General features: G+C 73.5%; 12 protein-coding genes. 10 read left to right on the top strand and 2 right to left on the bottom strand.

The features are described 5' to 3' along the window. Window positions 1–91 precede the first annotated feature (91 nt). Window positions 92–2,602 carry a helix-turn-helix transcriptional regulator gene (locus ACZ6Y7_RS00260; RefSeq protein ID WP_465755631.1) on the bottom strand — a complete coding sequence of 837 codons (2,511 nt, stop codon included), beginning with the start codon at window positions 2,600–2,602 and terminating at the stop codon, window positions 92–94. A 225-nt stretch (window positions 2,603–2,827) separates the two neighbouring features. On the opposite strand from ACZ6Y7_RS00260, the gene ACZ6Y7_RS00265 reads away from it, so the two are divergent. The 7 genes from ACZ6Y7_RS00265 to ACZ6Y7_RS00295 are packed head-to-tail and all read left to right on the top strand — an operon-like array spanning window position 2,828 to window position 13,508. Then, window positions 2,828–5,104 carry a TOMM precursor leader peptide-binding protein gene (locus ACZ6Y7_RS00265; protein ID WP_465755632.1) on the top strand — a complete coding sequence of 759 codons (2,277 nt, stop codon included), beginning with the start codon at window positions 2,828–2,830 and terminating at the stop codon, window positions 5,102–5,104. A gap of 21 nt (window positions 5,105–5,125) precedes the next feature. Next, window positions 5,126–6,706 (top strand): SagB family peptide dehydrogenase, encoded by a 1,581-nt coding sequence (locus ACZ6Y7_RS00270; protein WP_465755633.1) that lies wholly within the window; start codon window positions 5,126–5,128, stop codon window positions 6,704–6,706. Next, window positions 6,703–7,515 (top strand): biotin/lipoyl-containing protein, encoded by an 813-nt coding sequence (locus ACZ6Y7_RS00275; protein WP_465755634.1) that lies wholly within the window; start codon window positions 6,703–6,705, stop codon window positions 7,513–7,515. The genes ACZ6Y7_RS00270 and ACZ6Y7_RS00275 overlap by 4 nt, the downstream gene beginning before the upstream one ends. A 10-nt stretch (window positions 7,516–7,525) precedes the next feature. Continuing rightward, a complete protein-coding gene (locus ACZ6Y7_RS00280) occupies window positions 7,526–9,802 on the top strand; it encodes an NHLP family bacteriocin export ABC transporter peptidase/permease/ATPase subunit (RefSeq protein WP_465755635.1) in 2,277 nt (758 codons plus the stop codon). Further along, complete coding sequence (locus ACZ6Y7_RS00285) at window positions 9,799–12,765, top strand: NHLP bacteriocin export ABC transporter permease/ATPase subunit (RefSeq protein ID WP_465755636.1); 2,967 nt, start codon at window positions 9,799–9,801, stop codon at window positions 12,763–12,765. Before ACZ6Y7_RS00280 ends, ACZ6Y7_RS00285 begins: the two co-directional genes overlap by 4 nt. Window positions 12,766–12,798: 33 nt before the next feature. Then, window positions 12,799–13,149 (top strand): YciI family protein, encoded by a 351-nt coding sequence (locus ACZ6Y7_RS00290; protein WP_402223952.1) that lies wholly within the window; start codon window positions 12,799–12,801, stop codon window positions 13,147–13,149. A gap of 5 nt (window positions 13,150–13,154) precedes the next feature. Continuing rightward, complete coding sequence (locus tag ACZ6Y7_RS00295) at window positions 13,155–13,508, top strand: YciI family protein (RefSeq protein ID WP_465755637.1); 354 nt, start codon at window positions 13,155–13,157, stop codon at window positions 13,506–13,508. Window positions 13,509–13,573: 65 nt separating this feature from the next. On the opposite strand, the gene ACZ6Y7_RS00300 is transcribed toward ACZ6Y7_RS00295, so the two are convergent. Beyond that, entirely contained in the window at window positions 13,574–14,029 is a 456-nt protein-coding gene (locus tag ACZ6Y7_RS00300; protein WP_465755638.1) for an ATP-binding protein, read from the bottom strand. Window positions 14,030–14,043: 14 nt separating this feature from the next. Here ACZ6Y7_RS00300 and ACZ6Y7_RS00305 point away from each other — a divergent pair, with 14 nt between their 5' ends. The 3 genes from ACZ6Y7_RS00305 to ACZ6Y7_RS00315 all read left to right on the top strand — a co-directional run bounded on the left by ACZ6Y7_RS00305 (window position 14,044) and on the right by ACZ6Y7_RS00315 (window position 15,529). Then, window positions 14,044–15,033, top strand: coding sequence for a helix-turn-helix domain-containing protein (locus ACZ6Y7_RS00305; protein WP_465755639.1), 990 nt, complete (start codon window positions 14,044–14,046; stop codon window positions 15,031–15,033). 2 nt (window positions 15,034–15,035) lie between these two features. Beyond that, a complete protein-coding gene (locus tag ACZ6Y7_RS00310; RefSeq protein ID WP_465755640.1) occupies window positions 15,036–15,221 on the top strand; it encodes a DUF397 domain-containing protein in 186 nt (61 codons plus the stop codon). A gap of 71 nt (window positions 15,222–15,292) precedes the next feature. After that, the gene (locus tag ACZ6Y7_RS00315) at window positions 15,293–15,529 is read left to right on the top strand and encodes a DUF397 domain-containing protein (protein ID WP_465755641.1); all 237 of its coding nucleotides are present in this window, start codon (window positions 15,293–15,295) and stop codon (window positions 15,527–15,529) included. Window positions 15,530–15,761 lie beyond the last annotated feature (232 nt).

Below are 15,761 nucleotides of genomic sequence, written 5' to 3' on the forward strand. Positions count from 1 at the left end.
CCTTCCGCCGTCTCCGGCGCGGTCCTCGGCCGGTCTCCGGTGCGGTCCTCGGCCGGTCTCCGGCGCGGTCTCCGGTGCGGTCCCCGGCCGGTCACAACGCCTTGACGGCCGAGGCCAGTTCGGGCCGCCCCTTGATCGCCAGCTTGCGGTAGATCCGGCCCAGGTGGGTGTCGACGGTGCGCTTGCTGAGGCAGAGCCGCTCGGCGACCTCCAGGTTGCTCAGCCCCTGCAGGACCAGTTCGGTGACCCGGCGTTCGCTCGGGGTGAGCCGGACCGGGCCGGCGTCCCGGGTGCCGATGGCAGGGCCGCGGTCCTCGGTGGGGCGGGGGCGGGCGTCGCCGCCGGGCAGCGGGTCGGCGGCGATGGTCCGGGCCGCGGCGGGTTCCCCGAGCGCCTGGTACGTCTGGGCGGCGTGCGAACGCCAGGGCACGCAGGCCGGGTTGGCGATCCCCCGGGCGGCGAGCTGGTGGCCGCACTCCAGGAAGAGGCGCAGCGCCTGCTGGTGGTCGCCGCGGTGGGCGGCGAGCAGGCCGCGGGCCTCCAGGACCACGGCGCGCAGCAGCGGGTGGGCCTCGGCGGGCAGGTCGACCTCGGCGAGGCCGGTGCCGTCCACCGGCAGGCCGCGGCGCAGCCGGGCGCGGACGACCAGGGCCCGGGCCGCGCCGGCGAGTTCCTCGGCCCGGACCCGGCAGGCCAGCTCGGCGGCGTGTTCGGCGTCGGCCAGGGCGGCGTCCAGCCGGCCCTGGCGGTGGGCGATGTCGGAGCGGGCGAGCAGCGCGAGCGCCAGTTCGCCGCGGTGGTTCCAGCGCTGGGCGGAGCGCACCGCGCGGCCGGCCCAGGCGGCCGCCTCGTCCAGCCGTCCGGTCCAGGCGTAGGCCATCGCCGCGCCGAGCACCTCGACGCCGGCCTCGGCGGGCGAGACCCCGCGCACGCTGCGGGCCGCCAGCCGTACGGCCGTACGGGGCAGCCCGCCGGCGGCGGCCGTCGCGGCCAGGGCGCCGAGCAGGGCGGGGGCGCAGGGGGCGGTGGCATCGGCGCGCAGCGCGGCGAGAGCCGGTCGCAGCGCGGTGCGCCGGCCGGTCAGCAGGGTCTGGGCGGCGAGCGGCAGCAGGAGGTCGCCGGGTGGCGCGGCGGTGGCGGCGAGGGCGTGGGCGGCCTCGCCGAAGGGGACGGTCGCCGCGCCGGAGGAGCCGAGGGCCAGCACCGGGCCGGTGAAGGGCCGCAGCAGCCGGGCCCGTTCGACCGGGTCGGCGACGGCGGCCAGGCCGGCGGCGCAGCGGGCGGCGGCGGAGACGTCCCGGTGGAGTTCGACGGCGCCGAGCTGTCCGGTGAGCGAGCGGACCGTCTCCGGGTCGGTGGTGTCGGCGAGGGCGCGCTGGAGGTAGCGGGCGGCGTCGTCCCAGTGGCCGTCGGCGGCGGCCTCCCGGGCGGCGGTGCGCAGCACCGGGACGGCCCAGTCGAGGCCGGTGGTGCCGGAGGACATCAGGTGTTCGGCGGTGCGTCCGGCCGGGGCGCCGAGCCGGACCAGCAGGGCGGCGGCCCGCTCGTGCAGGGCGACCAGGATCCGCGGGTCGGTGCGGGCCAGGACGGCGGTGCGGACCAGCTCGTGCCGGAAGGTCTCGGGCGGGCCTGGTTCGATCAGGTCGGTGCGGCGCAGCGCCTCGCGGGCCTCGTCGGCGAGCAGTTCGCCCTGGCCGGCCAGCAGGGCGGCGGTGGCGAGGTCGGCGTCGGCGCCGAGGACGGCGAGGCCGGTGAGCAGTTCGGCGGCCCGGGGGTGGCGCTGCCGCAGCCAGCTGAGGGTGGTGTCGGCGAGGGTGCCGGCGCCGATCCGGCGGACGGTGTCGAGGTCGGGCGAGCCGGGCGAGATCCGGGCGGCGACCAGCCGGGCGGTGAGCTCCTCCAGCACCAGCGGGTTGCCGCGGGAGAGGTTGTGGCAGACGGCGGCCAGTTCCGGGTCGACCGGGGCCTCGAACTCCTCGGCGACCCGCTCGGCGACGCAGCTGTCGCAGAGCGGTCCGGGGGTGACGGTACGGGCGTGGCCGAGCGCGCCGAGTTCGGCGGCCAGCGGGTCCTCAGCCTCGTCGGCGGTGGTGGCGAGCAGGGCGACCGGCAGGCCGTCGAGCCGGCGGGCGAGGTAGGAGAACCAGTGCCGGGACTCCTCGTCGGCCAGGTGGAGGTCGTCCACGGCCATCACGACGGGCGTCCGGGAGGTCAGCGACCGGGCGGCGTGGAAAAGGCTGTGGAGGACCCGTTCGCGGCCGTTCCCGGAGTTTTCCGTACGCTCCGGGAGCGCCTCCGCGAGGAATTCCCCGCCGGGGAATTCCGGGCCTTGCGCGGGATTGCTTGACATGCGCATGATGGGGTCGAACAGCTGGCGCACCACCCCGTACGGAAAGTCCCGCTCGTCGTCGTGACATCGGGCCCGCAGCACCACCGCCTCGCCCGGCATCCGGGCCAGCGCGGCCCGCAGCAGCGCACTCTTGCCGATCCCCCGCACGCCCCTGACCAGCACCACCGCGGGCCGCCCGGCACCCGCGCCAGCCACCGCCCGGGCCAACTCGGCCAGCTCCTGTTCACGGTGCAGCAGAACTCCTGTAGGCAACGCAACCCCCCGTCGGTACGCTCGCGCGGACCCACCAGTACCCCCTCCCCCACCGGGCTGTCAACGCGCCGGACGAATACGTACCGCGCTACGTACCGGCGCCGCGGAATACGTAATTCCAGGCGATGCGTATATCGACCGGCCGCTCGAATTTGCAGTATGTACAGCCGTTTTGACGGCATGTTCAATATCAGCAACGCACTTGTGAACACAGGGGGATGACTTATGGAGCGACCGCGGCTCAAGGCCCATTTCCTCACCGAGACGGTGGACGACAAGGTCTTCCTGCTCGGAGAGGGACAGGACTACCTCGTCCCGGGGGCCGCCGCGGTGCGCCTCCTGCCCTACCTGGACGGACGGCGCACCGTCGCCGAGATCCTCCAGGAACTGGGCGGCACGGTGCCGCTCGGCCAGGCGCTCACCGCGCTGCGCCGCTACGAGGCGGCCGGGCACCTCGCCGAGGGCCGGCCCGACCTGCCGGACCACGTGCTCGCCTACTGGGACGCCCAGGGCGTCGACCCGGCCGTGGCGCTGGAGTCCGCCCGGGCCACCGAACTGCTGGTGCTCGCCCTCGGCGACACCACCGCCGCGACCCTGGTCGACGCGCTCACCGCGACCGGCCTGCGGGCCCGCCCGGCCACCGAGGACGAGGCCGTCACCGCCGGCCCCGACACCCTGGTCATCGCGCTCACCGACGACTACCTGCACCCGGTGCTGGAGCGGCTGAACACCGCCCGCCTCGCCGACGGCCGCGCCTGGATGCTCGCCAAGCCCACCGGCACCGCCCCCTGGCTCGGCCCGCTGCTGCGCCCCGGCGAGACCGGCTGCTGGACCTGCCTGGCCCAGCGCGTCAGCGGCAACCGCCAGGTCGAGCGCTACCTGGCCGGCAAGCGCGGCGAGCGCGTGCCGTTCCACCCGCTGCGCGCCGCGATCCCGGCCGGCCCGGCGACGGCCGCCCAGCTGCTGGCCGCCGAGACCGCCCGCACCCTGGCCGACGCCTGCTGCTCCGCGCTGGCCGGCACCATGGTCAGCCTCGACCTCACCACCCTGCAGACCACCGAGCACACCCTGGTCCGCCAGCCGCAGTGCCCGAGCTGCGGGGACCCGTCGCTGCTCACCGAGCGCAGCCCCAAGGTCGTCCTGCAGCCCAGCCCCGCCCGGCACACCACCGACGGCGGCTACCGGGTGCAGGCCCCGCAGGTCACCTACGACCGGCTGAAGCACCACATCAGCCCGCACCTGGGCGCGATCACCCGCCTCGGCGCGCACGAGGAGACCGGCAACGGCATCACCTACAGCTTCACCGCCGGCCACAACTTCGCCATGGTCAACGACAACATGGACCTGCTGCGCCGCAACATGCGCGGCCAGAGCGGCGGCAAGGGCCGGTCCGAGATCCAGGCCAAGGTCAGCGCGATCTGCGAGGCCATCGAGCGCTACTCGGCGGTCTGGCGCGGCGAGGAGCCGGTGGTGCGCGCCGCCTACCGCGACCTCGACCCGGCGGTCGCCGTCCACATGGACGCCCTGCTGCAGTTCTCCGAGGCCCAGTTCGCGGGCCGCGCCGCGTGGAACGCCGACCCCAACCACCGGCTGCACCTGGTGCCCGACCCGTTCCCGACCGACGTCGAACTGGACTGGACCCGCGCCTGGTCGCTCACCCACGACGCCGAGCGGCTCATCCCCTCCGGCTACGCCTGGTACGGCCACCCCGACCTGCAGCAGCACTTCTACTGCGTCGGCGACTCCAACGGCTGCGCCAGCGGCAACACCCTGGAGGAGGCGATCCTGCAGGGCTTCTGCGAGGTCGTCGAGCGCGACGCCGTCGCCCTGTGGTGGTACAACCGGCTCAGCCAGCCCGAGTTCGACCTCGACTCGCTGAACGACCCGTACGTGGACACCATGCGCGCCTTCTACGCCTCGGTGGACCGCGAGCTGTGGGTCCTGGACATCACCTCCGACCTCGGCGTGCCGGTGTTCGCCGCCGTCTCCCGGCGCAAGCACGCGGTCGAGGACATCATGGTCGGCTTCGGCGCCCACCCCGACCCGCGGATCGCCGCGATCCGCGCGCTCACCGAGGTCAACCAGTTCCTTCCGTTCGTCGACCGCCGGGACGAGGAGGGCAACACCCTCTACCGCACCGACGACCTGGAGACCCTGGAGTGGTGCAGGACCGCGACCGTGGCGAGCGAGCCCTGGCTGCTGCCGGACCGCGCGCAGGCCGCCAGCACCCTCGCCGACTTCACCCCGCTCGTCGGTGACGACCTGGCCGGCCACGTCCGGGACTGCGTCGAGCGCGCCGCCAAGGTGGGCGTCGAGGTGATCGTGCTCGACCAGAGCCGCCCCGACCTCGACCTCAGCGTGGTCAAGGTGATCGCCCCCGGCATGCGCCACTTCTGGCGCCGCCTCGCTCCCGGCCGGCTCTACGACGTCCCGGTCCGCCAGGGCCGGCTCGCCGCGCCGCACACCGAGGAGCAGCTCAACCCGAAGAACGTCTTCTTCTAGGAACGGCCGGGTGCTGACACCATGACCACCGCTCTGACCACCGCTCTGACCACCGCTCTGACCACCGACCGCGCCGCCGGTCCCGCCGCCGCTGCGGCCACCGCTGCGGACACGCCCGGCCTGCCCGCGACCGCCCGTACGGTCCGCCGGCTGCGGCTGCGCCCGGACGGCGCGTTCGCGCCGCTCGGCCCGCGCGCCGTCCGGCTGACCGCACCCGTCGGCGCGCTGAACCTGAACGACCTGGCGCCCGGCGCCCTGGAGGCCGTCGCCGCACTGGCCGCCGGGGAGCACACCGAGGAGGAACTGGCCGCCCTGGTCGCCGCCCGGGACGGCGACGCCGGGCTGCTGCGCTGGCAGCTGACCCGCCGCCGGCTCGGCACCACCGGGCTGCTGGAGCACTCCGTCCACCTGGTCACCGGCACCGCCGACGAGCCGCTCGCCCGGCTGCGGCCGGTCGGCCGGGGCGCCGCCGAGCCCGGGCCGACCCCGGACCCGACGGGGCGGGTGAAGCTGTCCCGCTTCGCCTCCGCCTCGGCCGAGGACGGTGCCCTGCTGGTCCGCGCCCCCGGCAGTCCGCTGGCCGTCCAGCTGACCGCCCGGGCGGCCGGGCTGCTGGCCGCGCTGGCCGGCTGGACCAGCCCCGCCGCCCTCGCCCAGCTGCCCGGCGGACTGCCGCTGGACGCCGTCCGGCAGACCCTGCGGCTGTTCGCCGCGGCCGGCCTGCTGGCGTACGGCTCCCCCGGCGCCGAGCCGGAGGCCGAGGAGCAGCGCTTCGCCCAGTGGCAGGCCGCCGACCTCGCCTTCCACTCCCGCACCCGCCGGCCCACCACCGTCGCCGGGTACGGGGGCACCTACCGGTTCGGCGACCGGTTCGCCCCGGAGCCCGCCTCGCCCGCGCCGTTCCCCGGCCCGAAGGTCGCCCTGCCCGTCCCGGACCTGGACGAACTCGCCCGCGCCGACCGGCCGTTCACCGAGGTGCTGGAACAGCGCCGCTCGGTGCGCGACCACGACGAGCAGGCGCCGATCACCCTGGAGCAGCTCGGCGAGCTGCTCTACCGCAGCGCCCGCCGACGGCAGACCTTCACCGGCGGCGACGGCCAGGAACTCGCCGACCGGCCGTACCCGAGCGGCGGCGCGGTGCACGAGCTGGAGCTGTACCCGCTGGTCACCTCCTGCGCCGGCCTGGAGCCCGGCCTGTGGCACTACGCGACCGACCGGCACGAGCTGGAGCTGGTCAGCGAGCCGAGCCCGGCCACCGCCCAACTGGTCGCCAGTGCGCGCGAGTCCAGCCTGATGAAGACCGACCCGCAGGTCGTGCTGCTGGTCACGGCGCGCTTCGGCCGGGTGATGTGGAAGTACGAGACCGTCGCCTACCCGCTGATCCTCAAGCACGTCGGCGCGCTGTACCAGACCCTCTACCTGGTCGGCACGGCGATGGACCTCGCGGTCTGCGGCCTCGGTGGCGGCGACGCCGCCGACTTCGCCGCGGCCAGCGGCCTCGACTACTTCACCGAGGGCACCGTCGGTGAGCTCGTGATCGGCAGCCGGCCCCCCACGCTGCGCCAGGACGTCGGCGTGCCACGGAGAGAAGCGAGAAGATGAAGTTCCGTTTCAAGGCGCTGCAGCGGATGCGCGAACCGGACGAGCTCGACTCGCCCACCCTGCTCGCCGCACCGCGCGGCTGGATCGCCCTGTTCGTCGTGATGATCACCATGGCCGCCGCGCTGCTGTGGACCTTCGCCGGGACCATCCCGATCACCGTCGACGCCCCCGGCCTGCTGACCCGCCCGCACGGCACCGCGATGGTCCAGAGCCCGTACGGCGGAATGGTCCGCACCGTCCTCGCCAAGCCCTCCGACCAGGTCAAGCAGGGCCAGTCGGTGGCCCGGGTCGAGGACGCCGAGGGCCGCAGCCGGGAGATCACCAGCCCGTTCGGCGGCCGGGTGGTCGGCCTGTCCGTCACCGACGGCCAGGTCGTCGCCCCCGGCTCCCCGGTGGTCTCGGTCGAGCGGATCGAGGACCCGCAGGAGGGCATGGTCGCCATGGTCTTCGTGCCCGCCGCCCACACCGTCGGCCTGGAGCCGGGCGACCAGGTGGACCTCAACGTCTCCACCACCCCGGCCGGCGCCTTCGGCCTGCTGCGCGGCACCGTCAGCTCGGTCAGCCCGTACGCGCTCACCAAGGAGGCCGTCTCCGGCCTGGTCGGCGGGGACCTCGCCGCCCAGCGCTACCTCGGCAAGGACGCGCCCCGGCTGGTGGTGGTCGAGCTCAAACCCGACCCCAGCACCCCCAGCGGCTACTCCTGGACCTCGCAGAGCGGCCCGCCGAACCCGCTGGGCACCCAGGTCGCCGTCACCGCGACGATCAACGTCGGCAAGCAGACCCCGTTCAACCTGATCCTCGGCCGCTGAGGGGGCTCCGATGACCGCCACGATCCCCGAGGCCACCCGGACCGCCGCCGGCCCGCAGCCCGGGCCCGGGAAGAAGAAGCGCCGCGGCCGCCCCACCCGGGCGGCCGCGCCGCGGCGCTGGCGGCACGCCGTCCCGACCGTCCTGCAGATGGAGTCGGTCGAGTGCGGTGCCGCCAGCCTCGCCATGATCCTCGCCTACCACGGCCGCTGGGTGCCGCTGGAGGACCTGCGCGGCGTCTGCGGCGTCTCCCGCGACGGCGCCCGCGCCTCCACCCTGCTCAACGCCGCCCGCACGTACGGGCTCAAGGCCCGCGGCTACCAGACCGAGGCCGAGAACCTCCGCGACCTCGACGGCCCGGTCATCGTCTTCTGGGCCTTCCAGCACTTCATGGTCGTCGAGGGCGTCCGCACCCGGTACGGGCGCACCGTCGTCGCCGTCAACGACCCGGCCAGCGGCCCGCGCCTGATGGAGTGGGACGAGTTCGACTCCGGCTTCACCGGCATCGTGCTCTCCTTCGAGAAGGGCCCGGACTTCCGGCCCGGCGGCGACAAGGGCGGCATCGCCCGCGCCCTGCTGGAACGCCGGCTGCCCACCGGGCGCGCCATGCCGCTGGTGCTGCTCGCCAGCCTGCTGCTGGTGCTGCCCGGCATCGCGATCCCCGCGTACACCCGGGTGTTCATCGACCGGGTGCTGGCCGGCAGCGGGAGCGGCTACCTCCTGCCGCTGCTGGCCGCCATGACCGCGACCGCCGTGGTCGTCTTCGTGCTGACCAGCGTCCAACGGCACTACCTGCTGCGGATCGAGATCCGGATGGGGCTGGTCAGCTCCGCCCGGTTCTTCCGGCACCTGCTGCGGCTGCCGGTCGACTTCTTCCTGCAGCGCCGCCCCGCCGAGGTCGCCAAGCGGGTGTCCGGCAACGACGTGGTCGCCGAGATCCTCTCCCGCGACCTCGCGCTGACCGTCATCAACCTCGGGCTGGTGCTGTTCTACGCGGCCGTCCTGATCCGCTACGACGTCCTGCTCGGGGTGGTCGGCGTCGGCATGGCGCTGCTCAACATCGTCGTGCTGCAGGCCGTCGCCCGGTCCCGCACCGACGCCGTCGCCGCGCTGCGCACCGACCGCGGCAACCTCACCGCGACCACCTTCACCACGCTCTCGCTGATCGAGACGGTCAAGGCCACCGGCGCCGAGCCGGACGCGTTCAGCCGCTGGGCGGGCTTCCTCGCCAAGGTGGTCACCGCCAAGCAGAAGCTGGGCATCCCCAGCGCCGTGCTCACCGTGGTGCCGCCGATGCTGGCCGCGCTCAACAGCGGGCTGATCCTGCTGGTCGGCGGGCAGCGGGTGGTGGACGGCGCGATGAGCGTCGGCATCCTGGTCTCCTTCCAGACCCTGCTGGCCTCGCTCAGCCGACCCGTCACCCAGCTCACCAACCTGGGCGGCCGGCTGCAGGACGTCACCGCGGACATCAAGCGGCTCTACGACGTCGAGCGCTACCCGGTGGCCGCCGCCTTCGCCCGGCCCGAGCCGCCGGCCGGGCCCAAGCTGGACGGCACCCTGGAGTTCGAGAACGTCCGCTTCGGCTACAGCCCGCTCAGCGAGCCGATCATCAAGGACCTCAGCCTGACCGTCGTCCCCGGCCGCCGGATCGCCGTCGTCGGCGGCTCCGGCAGCGGCAAGTCCACCCTCGGCCGGCTACTGACCGGCCTCTACACCCCCTGGTCGGGCCGGATCCTGCTGGACGGGCGGCCCCGCGAGGAGATCTCCCGCACCGTGCTGGCCGCCTCGCTGGCCTACGTCGACCAGGACATCTCGCTGTTCGAGGGCACCGTCCGCGACAACCTCACGCTGTGGAACGACGACGTCCCCGACGAGGCCGTCACCGCCGCGCTGCACGACGCCGCCGTCTTCGACACCGTGATGACCAGGCCCGGCGGCATCCACAGCGCCGTCCTGGAGGGCGGGCGCAACTTCAGCGGCGGCCAGCGCCAACGCCTCGAACTGGCCCGCGCGCTGGCCACCGAGCCGACCCTGCTGGTGCTGGACGAAGCCACCAGCGCGCTCGACCCGGAGACCGAGCGGGTGATCATGGACAACCTGCGCCGCCGCGGCTGCGCCTGCCTGATCATCGCGCACCGGCTCTCCACCGTCCGCGACGCCGACGAGATCATCGTGCTCCAGGAGGGCGAGATCGTCGAACGCGGCACCCACGACGAGCTGTTGGCGCTCGGCGGGCACTACACCGCGCTCATCGAGTCGGCGCGCCGCGAAGAGGAGGACGAACTGTGACCGTGGCTCCGGAAGTCTTCACGCCGTTCTTCACCGACGCGGCCGAACCGGTCGAACCGCTGGCCGACCGCTACCTGGTGCTGGACGACCCCGAACGGATGCTGCTGGTCCGTTCCGGCGCCGTCGACCTGTTCGCCGTCCGTCTCGACTCCGGTGCGCCGCAGGGGCGCTGGCACTTCCTGTGCCGGATCGAGGCGGGCACCCTGGTGCCCGGTGCGGCCGCCGGGGCGCGCCGCGGCATCGTCGCCCGACCGGTTCTCGGCGCCGAACTCTCCTTCCTCGCCACCTCCTGGGTCGAGGGCCTCTCCGCCCGCGGCCGGGAGTGCGGCACCGCGGCCGGCGCCGCCGTGCGGGCCCTGCCCGAGGGCGAACAGCAGCTCGCCGCCGACCAGTTCCTGGCCGGACTGGCCCGCGGCCTCACCGCGCTGGCCGGCGCGCTGCGCGACACCCTGCCGCCGCGCGAGTTCACCCCGCTCGACCCGGCCGGGCCGACCGCCCTCAAGCGCGGCCAGGCACTGCGCTCGGTCGACGGCCTGCAGTGGGTGCGGATCGAGGAGGGCACCGTCGAGGCGCCGGGCGTCGCGGCGGGCGAACTCGCCGAGGGCGCCGAACTCTGCCTCACCGAGAAGGACTGGCTGGTCGCCACCGGCGCGGCCAGCGTCCGGGCCCGCTCCCCGCGCGACCTGCTCGACGAGGGCGGGCTCTGGGAGCGCCTCACCGCGCACTGCGGGCGGCTCCTGGACGCCGTCGACCGGCGCATCGAGAGCCGCCGCGACGGCGAGACCGCCCTGATCACCGCCCGCCGGGAACGCGACGCCGGCACCCTCGCCGACTCCGCGCGCGGCTTCGAGACCATCCTGCGCGACACCGCCTCCCGGCTGCGGATCGGCGACGCCACCGGCGACGAACCCACCCTGGCCGCCGCCCGGCTCGTCGCCGGGCACGAGGGCTTCAGCATCACCGCCCCGGTGACCGGCAACGGGCACGACCGCCGGCTCGACCGGCTGCAGGCGATCGCCCTCGCCTCCGGCGTGCGCACCCGCTCCGTCCGGCTGGACGGCCGCTGGTGGCGCCAGGACCTCGGCCCGATGATCGGCTACCGCAAGGCCGGCGCCCCCGTCGCCCTGCTGCCGATCGGCGACGGCTCCGGCGGCGGCTACGTCCTCGCCGAGGGCGGCAAGGTCACCCCGCTGACCCCGAAGGTCGCCGCCGAACTGCAGAACAAGGCCACCGTGCTGTACCGGCCGCTGCCCGCGACCGTACGGACCGTCGGCGGGCTGCTCAGGTTCGGCCTGCGCAACAACCGGCGCGACCTGTGGATGTTCACCGGCATGGCCGCCCTGGTCGCGGTGATCGGCCTGCTCGTCCCGGTGATGACCGGCCAGGTGCTCGGCACCTTCGTCGCGCACGCGGACCGCAACCTGATCACCGAGGGCGCCCTGGTGGTGATCGGCTCCGCGATGGCGGTGGCCGCGCTGTCCATCGTGCAGAACATCGCGGTGCTGCGGATCGAGAGCCGGTCGACGGCGGCGATGCAGGTCGGCGTCTGGACCAGGCTGCTGTCGCTGCCCGCGCCCTTCTTCGCCGACTACTCCACCGGCGAACTCGGCACCACCGTGCTCGGCGTCAGCGCCGCCCAGGAGACCCTCTCCGGGATGATGACCACGGCGACCCTCGGGCTGCTCACCGGACTCGCCAACCTGGTGCTGGTGTTCTTCTACGACCTGCGGCTGGCCGCGCTGGCCACCGTCCTGGTCCTGGTCGGCGGGGGCTTCGCGCTGGTCGCCGGCCGGTTCGAGGTGCGCTGGCAGCGCCGCCTGTACGCGCACGAGCAGGCCATGTCCGCCCGGGTCTTCCAACTGCTCACCGCCATTCCCAAGTTGCGCGTCACCGCGGCCGAGGACCGGGTGTTCGGGGTGTGGGCCGCCGAGTTCGGCAAGGGCCGCGGCCTCGCCGCCTCCTCGCGCCGGGTGCAGAACGCCGTCACCACCCTCAACGCGGGCTTCCCGCTCGTCTGTTCGGTCATCGTCTTCGGCGTGATCGCCGGACCGCTGGACGGCAGCGTGCCGATCCCGGTGTTCCTGTCGTTCTTCACCGCCTTCAACCTGCTGATCGCCTCCAGCCTGCAGTTCACCTCCGCCGCCGTCACCGCGATGGGCGTCGTCCCGATGCTGGAGCGCCTGCGGCCGATCCTGGAGGAGAAGCCCGAGGTCGACGACAGCAAGGCCGACCCGGGCGACCTCTCCGGCCGCCTCGGCCTCAGCCACGTCACCTTCCGCTACGGCCAGGACGGCCCGCCCGCCCTGCAGGACGTCACCCTCGCCATCGAACCCGGCGAGTTCGTCGCCATCGTCGGCCCGTCCGGCAGCGGCAAGTCCACCGTGCTGCGACTACTGCTCGGCTTCGAACGGCCGGAGAGCGGGACCGTCCTCTACGACGGCCAGGACCTGGGAGAGCTGGAGGTCTCCGCGGTGCGCCGCCAGTGCGGCGTGGTACTCCAGCACGGCGCGCTGCTGGCCGGCGACATCAAGGCCAACATCGTCGGCTCCACCAACCACACCCTCGACGACGCCTGGGCGGCGGCGGAGATGGCCGGCATCGACAAGGACATCGCCGCCCTGCCGATGGGCATGAACACCGTGCTCTCCGAGGGCACCAGCACGCTCAGCGGCGGCCAGCGGCAGCGCCTGATGATCGCCCGCGCGCTGGTCTCCCGGCCCCGCATCGTCTTCTTCGACGAGGCCACCAGCGCGCTCGACAACCCGACCCAGCGCCTGGTCACCGAGTCCACCCGCCGCCTCAACGCGACCCGCGTCGTCATCGCCCACCGGCTGTCGACCGTCGCCGAGGCCGACCGGATCATCGTCATGGACCAGGGCCGGGTCGTGCAGCAGGGCCGCTACGAGGAACTCCTGGCCGACCGGGACGGACTGTTCGCCCGGCTCGCCAGCCGGCAGATGTAGTTCTCGGTTCGGGTGACGGCGTCGGGAGGGGACATGGAGTACGCACTGCTGGTGTACGGCCAGGAGACCGACTGGGACCGGATGACACCGGAGGAACGCGAGGCGCGGTTCACCGCCAACCGCGCCTTCGGGCGCGAACTCGCCGAAGCCGGCGTGCGGATCGTCTACGGCGCGCGGCTGGCCCGGCCGGCCGCCGCCGAGGGCGAGGCCCGGGCCGCGGAAGGCGTCCTGGAGGTCGGCGGCCTCTGGGTGATCGACGTGCCCTCCGAACAGGAGGCGCTCGGCTGGGCGGCGAAACTGCCGCACAGCGAATCGGGCCGGGTGGAGGTCCGTCGCTGCGACGGCCCGCCACGGACCAACCGGCCGGTGGGAACGGAGAACTGAGGCTCATGGAATACACCCTGCTCATTCACGGCGACGAGCGGGTCTGGAACGGGCTGAGCGAGGCGGAGGAGGCCGCCCTCGACGCCGCCCACGCGAGATTCGGCCGCGCGATGCACGAGGCGGGGGTCGCCGTCCGCTACGGCGGCGGGCTGCAACGCAGCTGCAGCGCGCGCCTGGTGGTGCCGGGGGGCGCCGCCGGCACGCCGGTCTCCGACGGCCCCTACCGCGAGGGGCACGAACACCTCGGCGGCATCTGGGTCATCGACGTGGCCGACGAGGCGGAAGCCGTCGCCTGGGCCCGCCGCATGCCCGCCGCCCCGGGCGACCTCGTCGAGGTCCGCCCGGTCCGGGTGACCTGAGCGGCTTGTTCCGCTACGAATGGGAGTGGGAAGTCGGCCGGGCCGACTTCCCACTCCCTTCGTCGCTATCCCGCACTGTCGACGAGGTCCAGCTCGGCCCAGACGGTCTTCGCGTTGGGGTGCCGGGGAATGGTCCCCCAGCGGTGGCAGAGGGCGTCGATGAGGGTCAGGCCACGCCCGGACTGGGCGTTCGGCGCGTGGACGGTGGGGAGGACGGGGAGCCGGTCGCCCCTGGGGTCGGAGATCTCGATGCGGAGGGTGGTGCCCCGGCGCACCGTGGTGGTGAGCGCGAGGTGCAGCTCGAACCCGCGCCCCGGAACGCGTCCGTGCGAGATCGCGTTCGCGGCGAGCTCCGCGACGATCAGGAGAGCCGAGTAGTACGGCTCGGTGTGCGTCGAATTCAGCCCCCAGGAGGTGAGTTGACGTCTGGCGATCCGCCGACAGATCGCGGCGCCCTTGGGGGTGGCGGCGAGCGTGGTGGTGTGGCTGCGGGGGGCGTCGAGGGGGATTTCGGTCGTCATGGGAGAAAAGCGTGATGGCGCGGACGTACCCTGACCATGCATCCGGCGAGCACGGAGAGTACGTGTGCGGGTGCGGAGGGTTCGCCTGTCGGGCGGCCCGGATCATTCGATCGAAAGGGCGGGTGATTGCCGTGGGTGGCGTCGAGCGCACGGTCTTCGACGACGGCGAGACCGCGGAGAACTCCGACGGGGTCGCGGAGTTCTACAGCGCGGTGGGGAAGCTGATCAAGCTCTTCCGGGAGCGGGCGGGGCTTACGCAGAAGCAGTTCGCGAAGCTGAGCGGGTACAGCGAGGACCTGATCGGCGCGATGGAACGGGGGGTGCGGACGCCGAGGATCGAGTTCCTGACGATCGCCGACGACCTCCTCAACGCGGGCGGGGTGCTGCGGGCGGTCGCGGACGACGTGATGAAGGCCAAGATCCGGGTCGCCACGCGGCACCCGGCGTTCAACCGGGCCTTCACGGCGGAGGAGGCCCGGGCAGTGGAGATCAACAGCTACAGCCTGTTCGCCATCCCGGGGCTCCTGCAGACCGAGGCCCATGCAAGGGCCCTCTACGAGATGCGCAGGCCGTGGCTGTCGGCGGAACAGGTCGACGAATGGGTGGCTGCCAGGATGCAGCGGCAGGAAATCCTGACTCGGTGGCCCCTGCCAACCATGAGCTGGGTCCTCGACGAGAGCTTGCTGCGAAGGCCGTTGGGCGGCGGGGAGACGCATCGGGAACAGTTGCAGCATCTGCTCAAGGTCGGCGAGATCCGCGGCCTGGAGCTGCAAGTGATGCCCCTCGACAAGGCCGAGAACGCCGGCATGGGTGGACCCTTCACCCTCCTGACCCCGCCCGGGCGCCCGCAGATCGCCTACGTGGAGATCCAGCACGTCAACAGGCTCATCACAGACCCTGAGGAAGTCCGTAAGATGGCCGCACGATACGGCACCCTCCGGGCGCAGGCGCTCGATATGAGGGAGTCCCTGGCCTTGATCGAGACGATCCTGGGAGAGCGGTGAGCATGGCCGAACTGTCGTGGTTCAAGAGCAGCTACAGCACCAACGAGGGCGCGGAGTGCATCGAGGTCGCCGAGGCCCCCGGCACCGTCCACGTCCGCGACTCCAAGGACAAGACCGGCCCCCAGCTTGCCTTCGAGCCGGCCGCCTGGAAGGCGTTCGTGACCTTCGCCGCCACCACCGAGGTCTGACCTGACCCAGACCTCCCCACAACGGCCCACCGCCTTCCCGGCGGCGGGCCGTTGGCGTACCGTCAGAAGATATGGAACTGGTCTGGTTCAAGAGCAGCCACAGCAGCAACGAGGGCGCCCAGTGCGTCGAGATCGCCTGGCGCAAGGGCAGCCACTGCGACAACCAGCAGTTCGCCTGCATCGAGATCGCCGAGGCCACCGAAGCCGTCCTCGTCCGCGACTCCAAGGACAAGACCGGCCCCCACCTGACCTTCACCCCACCCGCCTGGCAGGCCTTCCTCACCTTCGCCACCACCACCGAGGCCTGACCCCGCCCCCAAGACACCGGCCCACCGCGCCCAGTGACGGGCGCTGGCACGCCTTCCTCGCGCATATGGCGTGCGCACGCCTCCATGCCGGCCGTTCGCCAGGTCTCCTGAGTAGGCGCATGGCCACCTCCCGGTCGCAGCCAGAAAGCAGTCGATTACTATCCGACAATAGGATGCTGCCAAGGCGCGCGGCCCAGGCCGACGCCTCGGGGGACCGACTGCAGGGGGGAAT

The organism is Kitasatospora sp. NPDC053308 (assembly GCF_055585785.1).